At 56.0% G+C, this 17,145-nt stretch carries 19 protein-coding genes; 14 read left to right on the forward strand and 5 right to left on the reverse strand.

What is annotated here, in order from left to right; all coding sequences use genetic code 11:
* From WBM93_RS07825 to WBM93_RS07855, 7 genes are all read left to right on the forward strand, one after another.
* Nucleotides 1-437, forward strand: a 437-nt coding sequence (locus WBM93_RS07825) for a nucleotidyltransferase family protein (RefSeq protein ID WP_424430478.1), incomplete at its 5' end; no start/stop codon positions are given.
* A 112-nt stretch (nucleotides 438-549) separates the two neighbouring features.
* Nucleotides 550-1,908: a bifunctional UDP-N-acetylglucosamine diphosphorylase/glucosamine-1-phosphate N-acetyltransferase GlmU gene (glmU, locus tag WBM93_RS07830; protein WP_424430481.1), complete on the forward strand. Its 1,359-nt coding sequence runs from the start codon at nucleotides 550-552 to the stop codon at nucleotides 1,906-1,908.
* Nucleotides 1,905-2,552 carry a hypothetical protein gene (locus tag WBM93_RS07835; RefSeq protein WP_424430483.1) on the forward strand — a complete coding sequence of 216 codons (648 nt, stop codon included), beginning with the start codon at nucleotides 1,905-1,907 and terminating at the stop codon, nucleotides 2,550-2,552. Before glmU ends, WBM93_RS07835 begins: the two co-directional genes overlap by 4 nt.
* A 161-nt stretch (nucleotides 2,553-2,713) precedes the next feature.
* Nucleotides 2,714-4,537, forward strand: coding sequence for a glutamine--fructose-6-phosphate transaminase (isomerizing) (gene glmS / locus WBM93_RS07840; RefSeq protein ID WP_424430486.1), 1,824 nt, complete (start codon nucleotides 2,714-2,716; stop codon nucleotides 4,535-4,537).
* A gap of 2 nt (nucleotides 4,538-4,539) precedes the next feature.
* On the forward strand, nucleotides 4,540-4,980 hold the full coding sequence (locus WBM93_RS07845; RefSeq protein WP_424430489.1) for an OsmC family protein: 441 nt from the start codon (nucleotides 4,540-4,542) through the stop codon (nucleotides 4,978-4,980).
* A 579-nt stretch (nucleotides 4,981-5,559) separates the two neighbouring features.
* The gene (locus WBM93_RS07850; protein ID WP_424430491.1) at nucleotides 5,560-6,216 is read left to right on the forward strand and encodes a sensor histidine kinase; all 657 of its coding nucleotides are present in this window, start codon (nucleotides 5,560-5,562) and stop codon (nucleotides 6,214-6,216) included.
* Nucleotides 6,216-6,587 carry a GFA family protein gene (locus tag WBM93_RS07855; protein ID WP_424430494.1) on the forward strand — a complete coding sequence of 124 codons (372 nt, stop codon included), beginning with the start codon at nucleotides 6,216-6,218 and terminating at the stop codon, nucleotides 6,585-6,587. The genes WBM93_RS07850 and WBM93_RS07855 overlap by 1 nt, the downstream gene beginning before the upstream one ends.
* Before the next feature lie 71 nt (nucleotides 6,588-6,658).
* Here WBM93_RS07855 and katG read toward each other — a convergent pair whose 3' ends face one another.
* Nucleotides 6,659-8,848: a catalase/peroxidase HPI gene (gene katG, locus WBM93_RS07860; protein ID WP_424430497.1), complete on the reverse strand. Its 2,190-nt coding sequence runs from the start codon at nucleotides 8,846-8,848 to the stop codon at nucleotides 6,659-6,661.
* 259 nt (nucleotides 8,849-9,107) lie between these two features.
* Between katG and WBM93_RS07865 the strand changes: the two genes are divergently transcribed.
* The 6 genes from WBM93_RS07865 to queE all read left to right on the forward strand — a co-directional run bounded on the left by WBM93_RS07865 (nucleotide 9,108) and on the right by queE (nucleotide 14,069).
* A complete protein-coding gene (locus WBM93_RS07865) occupies nucleotides 9,108-10,292 on the forward strand; it encodes an aspartate aminotransferase family protein (protein ID WP_424430500.1) in 1,185 nt (394 codons plus the stop codon).
* A complete protein-coding gene (argF, locus tag WBM93_RS07870; protein WP_424430503.1) occupies nucleotides 10,289-11,215 on the forward strand; it encodes an ornithine carbamoyltransferase in 927 nt (308 codons plus the stop codon). Before WBM93_RS07865 ends, argF begins: the two co-directional genes overlap by 4 nt.
* Nucleotides 11,215-12,117 (forward strand): Hsp33 family molecular chaperone HslO, encoded by a 903-nt coding sequence (locus WBM93_RS07875; RefSeq protein WP_424430507.1) that lies wholly within the window; start codon nucleotides 11,215-11,217, stop codon nucleotides 12,115-12,117. Before argF ends, WBM93_RS07875 begins: the two co-directional genes overlap by 1 nt.
* Before the next feature lie 146 nt (nucleotides 12,118-12,263).
* On the forward strand, nucleotides 12,264-12,671 hold the full coding sequence (locus tag WBM93_RS07880; protein WP_424430509.1) for a DUF3617 domain-containing protein: 408 nt from the start codon (nucleotides 12,264-12,266) through the stop codon (nucleotides 12,669-12,671).
* A 70-nt stretch (nucleotides 12,672-12,741) separates the two neighbouring features.
* On the forward strand, nucleotides 12,742-13,428 hold the full coding sequence (gene queC / locus WBM93_RS07885; protein ID WP_424430511.1) for a 7-cyano-7-deazaguanine synthase QueC: 687 nt from the start codon (nucleotides 12,742-12,744) through the stop codon (nucleotides 13,426-13,428).
* On the forward strand, nucleotides 13,425-14,069 hold the full coding sequence (gene queE, locus WBM93_RS07890; protein ID WP_424430514.1) for a 7-carboxy-7-deazaguanine synthase: 645 nt from the start codon (nucleotides 13,425-13,427) through the stop codon (nucleotides 14,067-14,069). Before queC ends, queE begins: the two co-directional genes overlap by 4 nt.
* Nucleotides 14,070-14,073: 4 nt before the next feature.
* Here the strand turns inward: queE and WBM93_RS07895 are convergent, their stop codons facing one another.
* Entirely contained in the window at nucleotides 14,074-14,346 is a 273-nt protein-coding gene (locus tag WBM93_RS07895; protein WP_424430516.1) for a hypothetical protein, read from the reverse strand.
* A 50-nt stretch (nucleotides 14,347-14,396) separates the two neighbouring features.
* Nucleotides 14,397-15,047 (reverse strand): lipoyl(octanoyl) transferase LipB, encoded by a 651-nt coding sequence (gene lipB / locus WBM93_RS07900; protein ID WP_424430518.1) that lies wholly within the window; start codon nucleotides 15,045-15,047, stop codon nucleotides 14,397-14,399.
* Nucleotides 15,048-15,117: 70 nt separating this feature from the next.
* On the opposite strand from lipB, the gene WBM93_RS07905 reads away from it, so the two are divergent.
* On the forward strand, nucleotides 15,118-15,873 hold the full coding sequence (locus WBM93_RS07905) for a hypothetical protein (RefSeq protein ID WP_424430521.1): 756 nt from the start codon (nucleotides 15,118-15,120) through the stop codon (nucleotides 15,871-15,873).
* Here WBM93_RS07905 and WBM93_RS07910 read toward each other — a convergent pair.
* Entirely contained in the window at nucleotides 15,866-16,465 is a 600-nt protein-coding gene (locus WBM93_RS07910; protein ID WP_424430522.1) for a GNAT family N-acetyltransferase, read from the reverse strand. The two genes, WBM93_RS07905 and WBM93_RS07910, sit on opposite strands and share 8 nt — an antisense overlap.
* A partial coding sequence (gene hemF, locus WBM93_RS07915; protein WP_424430525.1) for an oxygen-dependent coproporphyrinogen oxidase occupies nucleotides 16,456-17,145 on the reverse strand: 690 nt, incomplete at its 5' end. The genes WBM93_RS07910 and hemF, both read right to left, overlap by 10 nt.

Below are 17,145 nucleotides of genomic sequence, written 5' to 3' on the forward strand. Positions count from 1 at the left end.
ATGTGTTGGCGCCTGCCGATATGGTGCTGCACTCCATTGCCCATTTATTTGCCGACGGGGATATGGCGGGCGGGCTACGGAACCTTTGGGATATCAACCTGCTGCTGCGGGAGTTTTTCGACGCGGAAGAAGATTTCTGCGCAGAACTAAGTCGCCGCGCAAAAACCCATGGTCTGGTGCGGGAGATGGAGAGAGCTTTGCGCCTTGCAGCGGTCATCTATAAAATGCCAGTCTACGAAAATTGTGCCGGCCAAACCAAGTTTGCCGACTATCTTTATGTCCGACGGCTCCTCGCTCGCGACGGATATGGCCGGGAAACCCGGAAATTGACCCGCTTCGCATTTTACGTGCGTTCCCATTGGCTGCGAATGCCGCCGCTACTGCTGGCGCGGCATTTGTGGACCAAATGGCGCAAAGGCGGAAAATCCGCGAAATGAACCCGGCGATATTGCGATAAACAGGCTGGCTTAAGCCCGGATTGCATGGCATTAGCCGCTCCAAATGGCCGAGATGTGGCCGCTATTGACCAACTTGTTCCGGAGTAACCCGATGACAGATCGCCCGCTTGCCGCAATCATCCTCGCCGCCGGACAAGGCACGCGGATGAAATCGGAAACGCACAAGGTACTGCACCCGATTGCTGGCAAGCCGATGCTCCACCATCTGCTCGATACTGTCGATTCTATCGGCGTCGAGCGCACGGTCATTGTGGTCGGCGCGCGCCGGGAGCAGATTGAAGCGAGTGTCGAAGGCCGCAATGTTGCTATTGCGGTGCAGGATGAGCAATTGGGCACCGGTCATGCGGTCGCCCAGGCGCATGACGCGCTCAAGGGTTTCGCCGGTGATGTGCTGATCCTCTACGGTGATGTCCCGATGGTCAGCGCCGATACCATGCGCGACATGATCTATCGTCTGAACAATGGCTCTGACTCGCGCGCGGTTGTGCTGGGCTTTCGTCCCGAAGATGCGGGCGCTTATGGCCGGATTATCGCCGACGATCAGGGCGAAATCGGTAAAATGGTCGAGTATAAGGATGCCGATGAAGGGGAGCGCAGGGTAAATCTGTGCAACAGCGGCCTGATGGCGGCGCGCTCTACCGACCTATTCATCATGCTCGACCAAATCAGCAATGACAATGCTGCGGGCGAATATTATCTGCCTGATATCGTCATGCTGCCGGGCCAGAAAAGCGCGGTCATCGAAGTGGATGATCCTTCTGAAGTTGCCGGGGTGAACAGCCGGGCCGAACTGGCCGCGGTCGAAGGCGCGTGGCAGGTCCGTCGGCGTGAGACAGCCATGGCCGATGGTGTGAGCTTGATAGCGCCAGAAACTGTCTGGTTCTCGTATGATACAAAAGTTTCTTCAGATGTTGTGATAGAACCAAATGTGATATTTGGTCCGGGTGTTTCTGTCGCCAGCGGCGCAAAAATATATGGCCATAGTCATATCGAGGGTGCGACCATCGGGCCCAATACCAATGTTGGTCCCTTTGCCCGCCTGCGTCCCGGTGCAGTGCTGGAAGAGGGCTCCAAGGTCGGCAATTTTGTCGAGATGAAGAAAGCCACGCTGGGAAAAGGTGCCAAAGCCAATCACCTGACCTATCTTGGTGACACCGATGTGGGCGAGGGTGCGAATATCGGTGCGGGTACTATTACCTGCAATTATGACGGCTATTTCAAGTATAAGACCGTGATCGGCAAAGGGGCGTTTATCGGCTCGAACAGCGCGCTGGTGGCACCAGTAACAATCGGCGAAGGAGCGATTGTCGGGGCAGGGGCGACGCTGACCAAGGATGTGGCCGCTGGAGACCTCGCTTTGGTGCGCGCCGAACAGACGGTGAAAGCAGGTTGGGCAGATCGTTTCAATGAAGCGAGTGCGAAGAAAAAAGCCAAGGGGACGAAATCGTGAACCGGACCAGAGCCATTGCTCTGGTCGCTATCATGCCGATCATCCTCGGCGTCGCTGCTTGCAGCGCCCAGGCACCAGCAGAGCAGGCGGAAGCGCCAATGGAGCCGAACAGGAATCCGGCAGCGCCGGTTTCTCCACCAACAGCGGACGAACCGGGCCAGGCTGTCCCTGAAAAGGTCAACGCAATCGGGTTCTGCAGCGCCAAGGAGCCGGTCATATTTTCATGCCAGCTTAAAGGTCGGAAAGTCGTATCAGTTTGCGGAACCGAAAACGAATCAGGAACCAAGACTGCGCAATATCGTGTTGGCGTCCTTGGAAAATCGCCAGAACTGGTTTGGCCAGGAATTGCAGGAAAAGACAGGCTCACTTTCGCGTCCGTTCCCTATTCGGGGGGTGGCGAGGCCCAGATTAGTTTCGCGCGCGGTGATGTGACCTATGTCGTCTACAGTCGGATGGTGAGAACCAATTTTGAAGCCGGCGAACCGAATCATCCCGAAATGACCGATGGGATCTTGGTGCTGAAAGGGAAAAAAACCGTCAGCGACCTTGTCTGCGCGGATCGCGATGTGGTTCCGGTGGATTATGATTTGGCCACCCAATATGCCAACCGGTCCGATGAGGCTTTTGTCATTCCCGGCGAATAGCCGGGTGGGGGCAGATCATCGCCTCAAGCCACGTCTTCGAGAAAAACAAAACCACTACTGGCGAGCGTTGTTTTCTTGGTATCGCGTGGTAGAGGCAGAAAATCACCGATTGCAATAATCAGTTCATCGCTGAGCAGACGAAAAAGAAAGTCCGAAAAACCATGTGCGGAATTATTGGAATTGTAGGCAAGGAACCTGTCTCGGATCGCCTTGTCGATGGTCTGAAGCGCATGGAATATCGCGGCTATGACAGCGCCGGTGTCTGCACCGTGCACGACGGCCAGCTGATCCGTCGCCGCGCAGAGGGCAAGCTTGCCAATCTGGTAAATGTTCTCAAGACCGACGATGCAGCGGGTAATGTGGGAATTGCCCATACCCGCTGGGCGACCCATGGCGCGCCGACGACCAGCAACGCGCATCCCCACGCCACCGGCGAAGTGGCGCTGGTGCACAATGGTATTATCGAGAATTTCAAGAGTTTGCGCGAAGAGTTGACCGCGCGGGGACGTTCGTTCGAGAGCGAGACGGACACCGAAGTGGTCGCGCATCTGGTGAGCGAGCAGGTTGAGGCGGGAAAATCTCCGCAAGACGCGGTACAGGCCATCCTGCCGCAACTGCGCGGTGCCTTTGCCCTGGCCATTGCATTCCGATCCCAGCCCGATCTGTTAATCGGCGCTCGGCTCGGGTCGCCTCTGGTTGTAGGCTATGGCGACGGCGAGACCTATCTGGGGTCCGATGCCTTGGCGCTAGCTCCCTTGACCCAGAGAATAGCCTATCTCGAAGAAGGTGACTGGGTGGTCATCACCCGCGAAGGCGCGGTCATTTATGACGAGGACAACGTTCAGGTAGAGCGTGAAGTAACAACATCGGGTGTATCCGCGGCAACGATCGAAAAAGGCAATTATCGCCATTTCATGCAGAAGGAAATTTTCGAGCAACCCACCGTGGTTGCGCAAACTTTGCAGAGCTATATTCGCCCACTGGAACAGCAGGTAGCGCTGCCGCAAATGGATTTCGATTTGCGCGATATCAAGCGGATCACCATCGTCGCCTGCGGAACCAGCTATTATGCCGGGATGGTTGCAAAATACTGGTTCGAAACTTTCGCCCGCGTGCCGGTGGATCTGGATTTCGCATCGGAATTCCGCTATCGGGATCCGGTGCTCGAGCCGGGAGGCCTTGCGCTGTTTATCTCCCAGTCAGGCGAAACAGCCGATACGCTGGCTGCGTTGCGGCACAGCAAGGAAAATGGCCAGAAAATCGCGGTTGTGGTCAACGTCCCGACGAGCAGCATGGCGCGCGAAGCGGATTTGTTGCTGCCGACCCATGCCGGTCCCGAAATCGGCGTCGCTTCAACCAAGGCATTTTCCTGTCAGCTAGCGGTGTTGGCTGCGCTGGCCGCGCATCTGGCGGTGGTGAAGGGCAAAATGACCCGCGACGAAGAACGGGAAGTGGTCAAACATTTGACCGAAGCGCCGGCTGCGCTCAACGCCGCATTGGCCCATGATGATGATATCGCCGATATGGCGCATCATATCTCTCCGGCACGCGACGTGCTCTATCTCGGCCGTGGTCCGGATTATCCGCTGGCTCTGGAAGGCGCGCTCAAGCTCAAGGAAATCAGCTATATTCACGCCGAGGGCTACGCGTCCGGCGAGATGAAACATGGTCCGATCGCTCTGATCGACGAAGCGGTCCCGGTGATCGTGCTCGCGCCATCGGGACCTTTGTTCGAGAAAACCGTGTCCAACATGCAGGAAGTCATGGCGAGGGGCGGAAAAGTCGTGCTGATCTCCGACGCCGAAGGCATTGCAGAAGCAGGTGACGGTTGTCTTGCGACCATCGAGATGCCGAAAGTCCATCCGCTGATCGCCCCGCTCGTCTATGCTGTACCGGTCCAGCTGCTCGCTTATCATGTCGCGGTTGCCAAAGGCACCGATGTCGATCAGCCCCGCAACCTCGCAAAATCTGTAACGGTGGAATAGTCATGGCAACAAACCCCTCGCTCGTATCCGTCGAAACCGCCAGCGGAAAATTCCAGCAGACGGTCCGGGTTGGAAAGCACGTATTCGTTGCCGATGAACCCGAATCATTCGGTGGCACGGACAGCGGGCCATCACCTTATGATCTGCTGCTTGCGGCGTTGGGAAGCTGCACGTCGATGACGATGAAAATGTACGCGGATCGCAAGGGCATCCCTCTGGAGGCCGTGCAAATTGTGCTGGAGCATAGCCGGGAACATGTTGAAGACTGCGAAAGCTGCAACAATGACGACAACCGGATCGATGTAATCGACCGTTCGATCATTCTTCGTGGCGATCTGACCGACGAGCAGCGTCAAAAACTGCTCGAAATCGCTGAAAAATGCCCGGTCCATCGCACGCTCGAAAACCGGATCGACATTCACACGCTCGAAGTGCGCGAGTGATCACGATGACTTGTGACTGCCATCGCTGCACTCTCTGATTTGAGGTGAGCCTCAAAGTCGCACCGACGCCCTGCGACTACGATTTCTGGATCTCCACACGTGCAGTCTTTTGTGCAATAAAAAATTCGTAATTTCGATCTAAACTATATTCAGAAGTTACAAACGGATGTAAATGAGCCTTTCCTCAAGTAGGCTGTGTAAATGTTTAGTAGTTTTAATACTGATTCGCTGGCGCGTATTAACCGGCTCGATCTAATTGATCTAATGCCACGATTTTCTCCGGTTATTGTCCAGATGATTGTTGCCATTACATTTAGCGGCATCGCTATAGCCGCGCGAGAACTCATCAATAACTGGGCTGTCGGGGCAGGGCCCTTCGCCGTCAACGTTCCTTTCATACTGCTTGCGACGCTTTTCGGCAGGTTTCGCGCCGGGGTGTTGGCGTTGGTTCTTACGACAGCTTATTCCTGGTATTATGTGTTGCCTGCCACGGGCAGTTTCTCATTTGAACACGCGGGGGACGGAGCAAGGACGGTCGTTAACGCAACGACCGGATTGATCGTAGTATGTCTGGGAGATGTGGCCCGGACTACCGGCCGCTGGCTCCTGCTCGAAAAAGAACAGCGAATTGCGGAACGGGACATGCTGCTGGTCGAGGTTGACCATCGCGTGAAAAACAATCTCGCGATCCTGTCGAGCCTGTTGTCACTGCAGCGGCAAAAAAGCGATAATATCGAGGTGAAAGAGGCGCTCAGCAAGGCCGGTGGCCGCGTCCACAGCCTTTCAAAAGCCTATGAGAGTTTGCGCTATGACAATCTCGATAATATTGCTGTGGTCGACATGCGAGACTTTTTGAACAGACTCTGTGGTTCGCTGAGAGAGGCGCTTGCACTTGACGGCAGAATCGAACTGATCGTCGCCGCCGAGCCGTGCCAGCTTTCACGCGATCGTGCCGGTGCCGTCGGGCTTTTGATCAACGAACTGGTCACAAACGCTGTCAAACACGCATTTGTCGATCGCGAGAGCGGTGCCATCACAGTGGAGATGCGCACGATATCCGACGGTGCGGTGCTGGAGGTTCGGGACAATGGTGTTGGCCTGCCCGATATTATTCGCGATGGCGCGCAGGGCACTCAGTTTCTCGAAGCTTTTGCTCAAATGGCGAAGGGTGAACTGGATTCAGAAACCAGTGAACAGGGAACGCGATATATTTGCAAACTGGAAGAAACTCCATAGTGGCGTCAACGGTCCATGGTGGCTGCCATTGCGGTGCCGTGCGCTTCGAGGCGAATGTCGAAACCTCGCCCGAGCTGCTCGATTGCAATTGCTCGATTTGTGCGCGGACGGGTTTTTTGCATCTGATCGTACCGCATCAAAATTTCACATTGCTGGACGGCGAGGGTGTTCTGACCAGCTATAAATTCGGCAGCGGGCAGGCGGATCATCTGTTTTGCAAGCATTGCGGCGTCAAAAGCTTCTATCAGCCGCGGTCGCATCCGGAAAGCTGGAGCGTGAATTATAGCTGCCTTGATACCGGCCACGGACTAAAACCGACCACAAGAGAATTTGATGGCCGGAACTGGGAAGCGGCAAAGACACGATTGTGAAGGCTTCCCCGCAATGAAAAGGCCTGCCGGTTTTATCCGACAGGCCTCTTTCTGATTGCGTTTAACCGGAGCTAGGCGAGATCAAACCGACCTGCATCCATCACCTTGGTCCAGGCAGAAACGAAGTCTTTCACGAACTTCTCTTCATGACCATTTTCGGCGTAGACTTCGGAGATTGCCCGGAGTTGTGAATTGGAACCGAAGATCAGATCGGTTCGCGTCGCGGTCCACAAATCCTTGCCGGTTTCGCGATCAGTGCCGACAAATTCCTCGTCTGCGCTGGTATCGACAACCTTCCAGGCGGTCTTCATATCCAGCAGATTGACGAAGAAGTCGTTTGTGAGCTGGCCGACCCGATCGGTCAACACGCCGTTCTTGCTGTTGCCGCTATTGGCACCCAGCACTCGCAAACCGCCCACCAGCACCGTCATTTCCGGTGCCGAAAGTCCCAGCAGGCTGGCGCGGTCAAGCAACATTTCCTCGGTCTTCACGCTCATCTTGGTCTTGAGATAGTTGCGGAAGCCGTCGGCAAATGGCTCCAGCGGCTCGAAGCTTTCGGCATCGGTCTGTTCGTCACTCGCATCGCCACGACCGCCGGTGAAGGGGACAGGCACGTTGAAGCCGGCGTCATTGACGGCTTTTTCAACCGCTGCCGTGCCGGCCAGCACAATCGCATCGGCCATCGACAGGTCGCCGCGCAAAGAGTCAATTTTGGAGAGTGTCTTCGACAATTCTGCCGGATCATTGACTTCCCAATCCTTCTGAGGAGCCAGGCGGACGCGCGCACCGTTAGACCCGCCGCGATGGTCCGATTTGCGATAAGTCGAGGCCGATGCCCAAGCCGCCTTGACCAGATCGCTCACCGACAGACCGCTGTCCAATATGGCCGATTTGAAATCGGAAATCGCAGCATCTTTGGGCTTTGAACCAGCGGGTACAGGATCTTGCCAGATCAGGTCTTCGGCGGGAACCTCGGGGCCGAGGTAACGTACCTTCGGGCCCATATCGCGATGGCACAATTTGAACCAGGCGCGGGCAAAGGCATCATCGAGCGCGGCCTGGTCGTTGCGGAACTTTTCCGAAATCTTGCGATAGTCCGGGTCCATCTTCAGCGCCATGTCGGCGGTGGTCATCATCGTCGGGACCTTTTTGGAAGGATTCCGCGCGTCGGGCGCCATGTCTTCTTCCTTCTGGTTTATCGGCTGCCACTGTTGCGCACCCGCGGGGCTGTGGACAAGCTCATAGTCATAGTCGAGCAGCAGACGAAAATAGTCGCTCGTCCACTGGGTCGGCGTGTTTGTCCACGCACCTTCGATGCCCGATGTAGTGATGTGGCCTTCGCCAATCTGAGCGGCATCGGTAGCCCAGCCAAAGCCCATCAGTTCCATCGCTTCGGATTCAGGCGCACCGCTTAGCTGGTCGGCAGGAACCGCGCCATGGGCTTTGCCGAAGGCGTGGCCGCCAGCGGTGAGCGCTACGGTTTCTTCGTCATTCATGGCCATGCGGCTGAAGGTTTCTTTCATGTCGCGCGCCGATTGCAGCGGGTCGGGATTGCCACCGGGTCCTTCGGGATTGACGTAGATCAGGCCCATCTGAATCGCCGCGAGCGGATTTTCCAGTGCCTTGCCCTCGTCGGGCAGAATGCGCGTCTCTGCGCCCTGATCAACCCAGAGCTCTTCCGACCCCCAATATATGTCGGCTTCCGGCTCGAACACGTCAGCCCGTCCGCCGCCAAATCCGAACACCGGTCCGCCCATGCTTTCGATCGCGACATTGCCGGTCAGGATGAACAGATCGGCCCAGCTGATATGCTTGCCATATTTCTGCTTGATCGGCCACAACAGGCGCCGCGCCTTGTCAAGATTGCCGTTGTCGGGCCAAGAGTTGAGCGGTGCAAAGCGCTGCTGGCCGCTCGAGGCTCCTCCGCGCCCGTCGCCGGTGCGATAGGTGCCCGCCGCGTGCCATGCCATGCGGATGAAGAACGGGCCGTAATGACCGTAATCGGCAGGCCACCAGGTCTGGCTGTCAGTCATCAATGCTGTGAGGTCTTTCTTCAACGCTTTGTAATCTAGCGACTTGAAAGCATCAACATAATCGAAATCGGCTCCCATCGGATCGGGAGACTTGCCGCCCTGATTGAGAATTTCGAGTTGAAGCTGGTTTGGCCACCAGTCGCGATTCTGCCTGCCGAGAAGGGCGCGGACACCGCCATCGAAGCCCATCGGGCAACCGTCGGGGGAACCAGTTGTTTTCATGTCCATGTGAATATCTCCTATTTTGGTGCTGCGTGTCTGTCGCTAGTCACCCTAGTTGCCTGATATCGAAGAGCCGCGCCGGGATTAAACGAATTATCCCTGTCTGTCTGATCAGGTTAGTCAATTAATCCCGCCTTCGCGGCAATGCCAGATGTGGTGTTCTACCACGATTGACCGCCTCCATGAAGCGGCATATAAGACTATTCTATTACGGAAGGCGGCCAGTCGGGTCGCCTTTTCTGTTTTTCGCGAAAGGAAGCCGATCATGACGATTACTCCATTAATGCCTGTGTACCCGCGTTGTGGATTTCGTCCCGTACGAGGCGAGGGCGCCTGGCTGATTTCCGAAGACGGTAGCCGCGCGCTTGATTTCGCCAGTGGCATTGCGGTCAATTTGCTTGGCCACGGCCACCCGCATTTGACCAAGGCGATACAGGAACAGGCAGCGACCCTGATGCATGTCTCCAATCTGTATGGCAGCCCGCAGGGCGAGAAATTCGCGCAACGTCTCGTCGATACAACCTTTGCCGACACGGTTTTTTTCACCAATAGCGGCGCCGAAGCAGTGGAATGCGCGATCAAGGCAGCGCGTGCCTATCACCAGTCGGCAGGCAGCGACCGGTTCGAGATCATCACGTTCAAAAACGCTTTCCATGGCCGGACGATGGCGACGATTTCGGCCTCCAATCAGGAAAAAATGCATCACGGCTTTTCGCCTTTGCTCGCCGGATTCAAATATGTCGAGTTTGACGATCTGGAAGCTGCTGCTGCGGCGATTACCGACAAGACAGCTGCCTTCCTGGTCGAGCCGATCCAGGGCGAGGGCGGTGTGCGTCCCGCATCGGACGAGTTTATGAAGGGCCTGCGCGATCTGGCCGATAAGCATGGCATCCTGCTGGTGCTGGATGAAGTGCAATGCGGAGTAGCCCGTACCGGCGCGCTTTATGCCCATGAACTATATGGCGTCACACCCGACATCATCGCGAGTGCCAAGGGCCTCGGCGGCGGGTTTCCGCTGGGAGCCTGCCTGGCAACCGAAGAAGCCGCCCGTGGCATGGTAGTCGGGACCCATGGCTCTACTTATGGCGGCAATCCTTTGGCGATGGCTGCGGGCAATGCGGTGTGGGACGTGGTTGCCAACGACGAGTTTCTCGAAAATGTCCGCTCGACCGGTGACAAGCTGCGCGCGGCGATCGAACAGTTTATCGGCAACTACCCGGATATGTTCGTTGGCGTGCGGGGCAAGGGCCTTATGCTCGGCATCATGATGACACAGGAAGCACGCAGCTTCGTAGCCCATCTCCGCGATAATCACGGGCTTCTGACCGTAGCAGCAGGGGACAATACTTTACGGATATTGCCGCCGCTGAATATTGAAGACAGTCATATCGCCATGTTCATCGAGAAATTGTCCGCGGGTGCGGCCGATTATGTGGTTCCTGCGTCATGACCCGACATTTTCTCAATCTCTCCGATGCGGGCGGCGACGCCATAGCCGCGATGATTGCCGATGCAATCGATCGCAAAGCTGCGCGTGCAGACTGGCCCAAGGGCAAGCCCGATGCGGACAAACCGTTGGCTCACCATGTACTTGCGATGATCTTTGAGAAAAGCAGCACCAGGACCAGAGTGTCGTTTGATATTGGCATCCGCCAGCTTGGCGGTACCAGTATCGTGATGGACAGCGGCTCGATGCAGCTTGGCCGCGGAGAGACAGTGGCGGATACAGCCAAGGTTCTGTCCCGGATGTGCGATGCGATCATGATCCGGACAGATGATCATGCGAAGATCGAAGAGATGGCGGCAAACGCAAGCGTTCCGGTGATAAACGGTCTGACCGACCTGTCGCATCCCTGCCAAATCGTTGCCGATCTGCTGACATTGGTCGAGCATGGCAAGTCATTGCCAGGCCTTGAAATTGCCTGGCTGGGTGATGGCAATAATGTGCTCAACAGCATCGTCGAAGCCGCCGGGCTGATGAAATATAATGTCCGGATTGGTTGCCCCCAGGGCTATGATCCCGACCCGAGCTTCATCGAAAAGGCACAGGCTGCGGGCGCGAATATCTCGATTCACCGCGACGAGAATGAAGCGGTCGCCGGAGCGGACGTTGTTGTGGCTGATACCTGGGTGTCGATGGGCCAGGAGCATGTCCACAACAAGCTTGCGGCGATGATGCCCTATCAGGTCAATGACATGATGATGGAACAGGCCAAGCCGGACGCCTTGTTTTTGCACTGCCTGCCCGCACATCGCGGCGAGGAAGTGATGCCGTCGGTCATCGATGGCCCGCAATCGGTGGTCTGGGATGAAGCGGAAAACCGCATCCATGCGCAGAAGTCAGTACTTCGATGGTGTTTCGGCCAGATCTGATGAAGAGCATGGCACCGACCGACAGCATTTTGTCCTTCGCGATCCCGGCAAAGCATTGCCGCGGGCGCGTCGTCCGGCTTGGCCCGGTGCTCGACGATATCCTGGCCGCCCATGACTATCCGCCGGTAATCCGCAATATTCTGGCGGAAGCCGTTTGTCTGACCGCCATGCTGGGTGCGCTGTTGAAAGACGAGGACTCGCAACTGACACTGCAGGCGCAAACAGAGGCTGGCGTGATCAGCCTGCTCGCCTGCGACTATAAAGATGGCGCGCTTCGCGGCTATGTCGAATTTGACCGGGAACGGCTCGCTGCCCAACCGGTAGAGCCCAGTCTCATGGCATTGTTCGGAACAGGCTATCTGGCGATCACGTTTGACCAGCCGCAGCCCCGTGGCCGTAATCAGGGAATTGTACCGCTTGAGGGAGCGAATCTGGCGGAAGCCGTGCAGAATTACTTTTTCCAGTCCGAGCAGATCCCGACGCTGATTCGGGTTGCGATCGACGAAACCGAAGGCGCGGTAATCGCCGGCGGATTGCTGGTCCAGCATCTGCCCGACGGTGAGGATGGCCGCGAGCGACTGCATGTGCGTCTGGACCATCCGGAATGGGAGCATGTCGCGATTATGGGTGGTAGCGTCAAGCCAGCAGAACTCACCGGAATCGAGTTGTCTTTGGAAGAGATTCTATGGCGCCTGTTTAGCGAGAGCGACGAGGTGAGACTTTTGAGCGGTAAACCGTGTGTTAAGGGATGTCGCTGTAATGAAGACCATATCCGGGACGTAATCGCGCGTTTTCCGAAAGAAGATAAAGACGATATGGTCGACGAACAGGGAAATATTGCAATCGATTGTGCATTTTGCAGCAAAACATTCACGATTACGGGTGCGAGTCTGAACAACTGAATGTAACCACGGATGTGTCGTATCACCCGATATGTCGAAAATTTCCTATCGAATGCCTTATTTTGTAACAATATTGGCCGCAATTTCGAACTATAGCAGGATAAGCCTGAGACGATCGACCCAACCAACTTGACAGGAGAATATCAATGAAAGGCTTGAAACTGATCAAAATCATCAGCGCAACAGCCGCCGTCCTGTCGGGGTTTGCGGTTGCCGCTCCCGCACAAACGCCGAGCATGGCTTTGCTCGACGGGTTGATGCATGGGGAGTGGACGCTGAAAGAACGCGGTTCTCGCGCACCGGGCAAGAAAATCTGTCTGGGAAATCCCGAATTGCTACTGCAAATCCAGCATGGCAACGCAAATTGCACGCGATACATCATTGAAAATAGCCCGAAGAAGCTTCGCGTCAGCTATAAATGCGGTGGTGCCGGACATGGCGTTACCCAAATCAAACATGAATCCAGCAGCCTGGTGCAGATATCCACGCAAGGCATCAGCAAGGGCGACCCCTTTACATTCGAACTTGAAGGCCGCCGCACCGGCAGTTGCTAGGTCTAAACCCTAGCGGCAATTTGCGCACAAAACTTGCACCGCGCCTTCAAGGTGATTAGCGGAGCGCATCATGACTTCCGAATCAAAAAAAGCGATTATATTATTGTCCGGCGGGCTGGACTCGATGGTGTCTGCGGCGATTGCGGCTGAGCAGGGCTATCGGCTGATCGCGCTGACCGTGGACTATAACCAGCGGCACAAAATCGAACTCCAATCGGCTAAGAAGATCGCAGAAAATCTCGGTGTCGAGGAACATATCATCCTGCCACTCGATCTTAGTCGCTTTGGCGGATCGGCGCTGACAGCCGATATTGATGTGCCAAAGAGCGGAGTGACCAATGATATTCCGGTGACTTATGTACCCGCCCGCAATCTCATTTTCCTGTCGCTGACCCTTGGACTGGCAGAGGCGAGAGACGCGCGCGATATTTTCATCGGGGTAAACGCGCTCGATTATTCCGGCTATCCCGATTGCCGGCCTGAGTTTATAGAAGGTTTCGAGAGACTGGCAGATCTGGCAACCAAGGCAGGCGATCAGGGCAGCGGCTTTAATATCCAGACACCGCTGCAACATATGACCAAGGCCGATATTGCCAGGGAAGCGATCCGGCTTGACCTCGATCCCGCCTGGAGCTGGTCCTGTTATGACCCTGCGCCCGGAAATCTGCCATGCGGCCTCTGCGACAGCTGCCGTTTGCGGCAAAAGGGTTTTGAAGAAGCCGGGATTGTCGACTCGACGCGATATGCGACTCAATGAGCTACGCGGTCAAAGAAAGGTTCCTGACCCTTCAGGGTGAAGGTGTGCACGCCGGACGCCGGGCGGTTTTCGTCCGTTTCGCCGGATGCAATCTGTGGTCCGGGCTGGAAAGGGACCGTGCGAAGGCGATCTGCCAGTTTTGCGACACCGATTTTGTCGGGCTGGACGGCGAAGGCGGCGGCCGATTCGATACCGCCGATGATCTCGCCAAAGCAGCGACCGAGACATGGGGAAGTGACCGGGACTCGCGATTCATCGTTCTGACCGGTGGCGAGCCGATGCTGCAGATCGATCAGGCTCTGATCGACGCGCTTCACGCCGAAGGTTTTTTCATCGCCATCGAATCGAACGGGACACTGGCCGTTCCGCGCACGATCGACTGGATTTGTATCAGTCCGAAAGCGCGAAGCGAGACGGTTCAACGCTCGGGCGATGAGCTAAAACTGGTCTGGCCGCAGGATGATAGCGATTGGCGGGAGATGGAAGGCTGGGACTTCACCAATCTGCTACTGCAGCCGATGGACGCACGTGGCGATGATCAAGCCAGCCAGGCCAATCTCGAACAGGCCATCGCATTTGTGCAGGCCCACCCGAAATGGCGCCTGTCGATACAGACTCACAAGATTCTCGGCCTCGCCTGACAGGCTATTCGGCAGGCGTTTCTGCCGAATCGGATTCCGTTTCCGGTTTCGTTTCGTCTTTCTTGTCGGGTGCATCGGTCGTTTCTTCACCGGTTTCGTCGATCGCCTTGATCGTGTCGACATCGACCATATCGTCACTGATGGTACCATCAATGACATCAACATCGTCCATCTGCGTTTCGGTGACGTCGTTCGCATCTGGTGCGTCATTTCCGGAACAGGCAGAGATGGTCAGTGCGAGCGCCGCGGCTCCGGCAAGTCTAGAAAATTTTGTCATGATTTATCCTCTTGTCTTCAATGGGTCTGCCTTGGCTACATAGCCTGCGATCAGGCCTGATCAATCGCTTTCAGGAAACCACCGAACGTTTTCTGCAACGCGTCGTCAAACTCTTCAAGCCCAATCGCGATCCCCAGTTGAGCAAGGCTGGTTACCGGAAATTCGCTGATCCCGCAGGGGACAATCCCGCTGAAATGACCGAGGTCGGGATCGATATTGACCGAAAATCCATGCATCGTCACCCATTTGCGAATGCGGATACCGATCGCGCCGATCTTGGCTTCCTGCCCGTCCGGCGTATTGCACCAGATCCCGACACGGCCTTCCACTGCCCGCGCCGAGACGCCAAATTCAGCCAGCGCTGCGATGACCCATGCTTCCAGAGCGTGAACAAACGCGCGGACATCCGAATTGCGTTTCTTCAGGTCGAGGATGACATAGCCGACCCGCTGGCCCGGCCCGTGATAGGTATGCCGGCCACCGCGGCCCGTGTCGTAGACCGGAAAGGACTGGCTGAGCAGTTCCGCCGGATCGGAACTGGTTCCCGCAGTATAAAGCGGCGGATGCTCGAGCAACCAGATCAGTTCCTTGCCATCACCGGTCCGAACCGCCGCATTGCGCGCTTCCATCCCGGACAAGGCTGCCGGATATTCAACCATATCCGGCGAGATACGCCATTCGATATCATGGGGAGGGTTCATAATATTTTCGTGCACTTTTGCTGGCCGGGTGGCAAGGGCTGGTAATCGAGAAATGGACCCGGGAATAAAAATGGTAAAGCTGAATTATATGCAATGCTGGAATGGCGCGATGGCCCTGCTTGGCGCGCATAAGGAAGCAATTCTGGCGATTGCCGGAGTTTTTCTCTTTTTGCCGACCTTTCTATTCGCTCAGTTCGTGGCGCAACCGATTTTAACCGGTGACGAGGACTTGAATGGCTTGCTAGCTGTTTATACACCCTATCTCAACGAGAATGCCCTTGCGATCATGGCATCGAATTTCGTGATAAGTTTCGGCGGTCTGGCGATCTATCTTACCCTTGCACCTTCGCGCAATACCACCGTAGCCGACGACCTGATCACCGCGCTAAAAGCTTTTTTGATCTATCTGATCGCCAATCTGCTGACCGGTTTGCTGGTATTGCCGGGTTTATTCCTGTTCGTCCTTCCTGGCGCGTATATATGGGCTCGCCTGGTGCTGGCGCCGGTTGTGATCGCCGACCGAGGGGAGCGCAATCCCGTTGGAGCGATCAAGAAAAGCTGGTCTTTGACACAGAATAATGGTTTTTCGATCTTGCTGTTCATCCTGATTATCGCGGTGACCGGTACGATCACCATAGGCGCCGTGCAAGCAGTCGTCGGCATCATTGTCGGTCTTGCGACTGGCGGCGCCGGCTGGCCATTTATTGAAAATCTGGTGGCTTCGCTTACCGGGACGGCCTTTCAGCTTGTCCTCGCTGTCATAATTATGTCCGTCTATCTCGAATTGACGGGTAAGAAGCGCGACGTCACGGAAGTGTTCAACTGAGTATCGGCACGTGAGGCGCGGCTGTTTCCGGCAAATGGCCGGACAGGCGCGGATCCGGCATCATGTCCATTTCCTGCTTGAAAATGCGGAAGCCACATTGCTGATAAAAGGGCAGGGCGCGCGGTGAATCCTGGGTGCAGGTGTGCAGCCAGACGCGTTTGATGTCGTCCCGCCAGGCCTTTTCAAGCGCCCGGTTCATCATCCAGCGACCGTGGCCTTTGCCGTTCATCGCGGCAATCAACCCGAAAAAGCCGATTTCACATTGAGCAGACTCCCGGAAATCCAGTTCGATGAAACCGACCTCCGCGTCACCATCTCGGACGATATGAATCTCGGTTGCCGGATGATGGAGGATCGCTTCAACTTCATTTTCGGCCATCAGCAACCGGGACGACCACAGCCACGGTTCCCCGACCGCCCGAAATAATGCCAGATAATCCGCAACCGGCGGCTTCATCCATTTTTCCAAAGAAAGGCTGGATCCGATCGGGTTCAGGACCGGCTTTTTCAACATCTCCAGATGCGTGATGATGGTCGCGATCTGGCCTCTGGGAACGTCCCGCGGTAGTTTTGCAGGGCTGTTTACAGCCATTTGGCTTCTGGCGGCAGACTCATCAGTATCGCGTCGACATTGCCGCCGGTTTTGAGACCAAAGGCTGTCCCGCGATCATAGACCAGATTAAATTCGGCGTATCGCCCGCGCCAGACGAGTTGCTGTTGCTTGTCTTCATCGCTCCACTCCATCCCCATCCGCTTGCGCACCAATTTGGGAAATATATCGAGAAACGCCCGTCCGACGTCCTGGGTGAAGGCAAAATGGCGATCGAAATCGGATTCATGTTCGAGTTCCATATGATCGTAAAATATTCCGCCAACACCGCGATGTACCTGCCGGTGGGGTATATAGAAATAATCGTCAGCCCATTTCTTGAACCGGGGATAATATTCCGGATTGTGCACCGCGCAGGCCGAGCGCAAGCGGGCATGAAATTCCTCGGTATCTTCATCATAGGCTATGGCCGGATTTAAATCGGCACCGCCGCCAAACCAGCGCTTCGTCGTACATAGGAAGCGCGTATTCATATGGACATTGGGCACATGGGGATTGGCCATGTGCGCGACGAGGCTGACTCCCGTAGCAAAGAATCGCGGGTCATCCTTCGCACCGTTGATTTGCCCCGCAAATTCATCGCTGAACACCCCGTCGACGGTGGATATGTTCACGCCGACCTTTTCAAAGATCTTGCCCTTCATCAATCCCTGCATACCGCC

Origin of the sequence: Parasphingorhabdus sp. (genome assembly GCF_049667325.1) — a bacterium.
GTDB lineage: Bacteria > Pseudomonadota > Alphaproteobacteria > Sphingomonadales > Sphingomonadaceae > Parasphingorhabdus.

What these genes read in the sequence shown, in the direction of transcription:
- queE (WP_424430514.1), top strand. Translation starts at nt 13,425, where the DNA reads ATGAGCTACGCGGTCAAAGAAAGGTTCCTGACCCTTCAGGGTGAAGGT.
- WBM93_RS07875 (WP_424430507.1), top strand. Translation starts at nt 11,215, where the DNA reads ATGAAGAGCATGGCACCGACCGACAGCATTTTGTCCTTCGCGATCCCG.
- glmU (WP_424430481.1), top strand. Translation starts at nt 550, where the DNA reads ATGACAGATCGCCCGCTTGCCGCAATCATCCTCGCCGCCGGACAAGGC.
- WBM93_RS07865 (WP_424430500.1), top strand. Translation starts at nt 9,108, where the DNA reads ATGACGATTACTCCATTAATGCCTGTGTACCCGCGTTGTGGATTTCGT.
- queC (WP_424430511.1), top strand. Translation starts at nt 12,742, where the DNA reads ATGACTTCCGAATCAAAAAAAGCGATTATATTATTGTCCGGCGGGCTG.
- glmS (WP_424430486.1), top strand. Translation starts at nt 2,714, where the DNA reads ATGTGCGGAATTATTGGAATTGTAGGCAAGGAACCTGTCTCGGATCGC.
- lipB (WP_424430518.1), bottom strand. Translation starts at nt 15,047, where the DNA reads ATGAACCCTCCCCATGATATCGAATGGCGTATCTCGCCGGATATGGTT.
- katG (WP_424430497.1), bottom strand. Translation starts at nt 8,848, where the DNA reads ATGGACATGAAAACAACTGGTTCCCCCGACGGTTGCCCGATGGGCTTC.
- argF (WP_424430503.1), top strand. Translation starts at nt 10,289, where the DNA reads ATGACCCGACATTTTCTCAATCTCTCCGATGCGGGCGGCGACGCCATA.
- WBM93_RS07895 (WP_424430516.1), bottom strand. Translation starts at nt 14,346, where the DNA reads ATGACAAAATTTTCTAGACTTGCCGGAGCCGCGGCGCTCGCACTGACC.
- WBM93_RS07905 (WP_424430521.1), top strand. Translation starts at nt 15,118, where the DNA reads ATGGTAAAGCTGAATTATATGCAATGCTGGAATGGCGCGATGGCCCTG.
- WBM93_RS07845 (WP_424430489.1), top strand. Translation starts at nt 4,540, where the DNA reads ATGGCAACAAACCCCTCGCTCGTATCCGTCGAAACCGCCAGCGGAAAA.
- WBM93_RS07880 (WP_424430509.1), top strand. Translation starts at nt 12,264, where the DNA reads ATGAAAGGCTTGAAACTGATCAAAATCATCAGCGCAACAGCCGCCGTC.
- WBM93_RS07910 (WP_424430522.1), bottom strand. Translation starts at nt 16,465, where the DNA reads ATGGCTGTAAACAGCCCTGCAAAACTACCGCGGGACGTTCCCAGAGGC.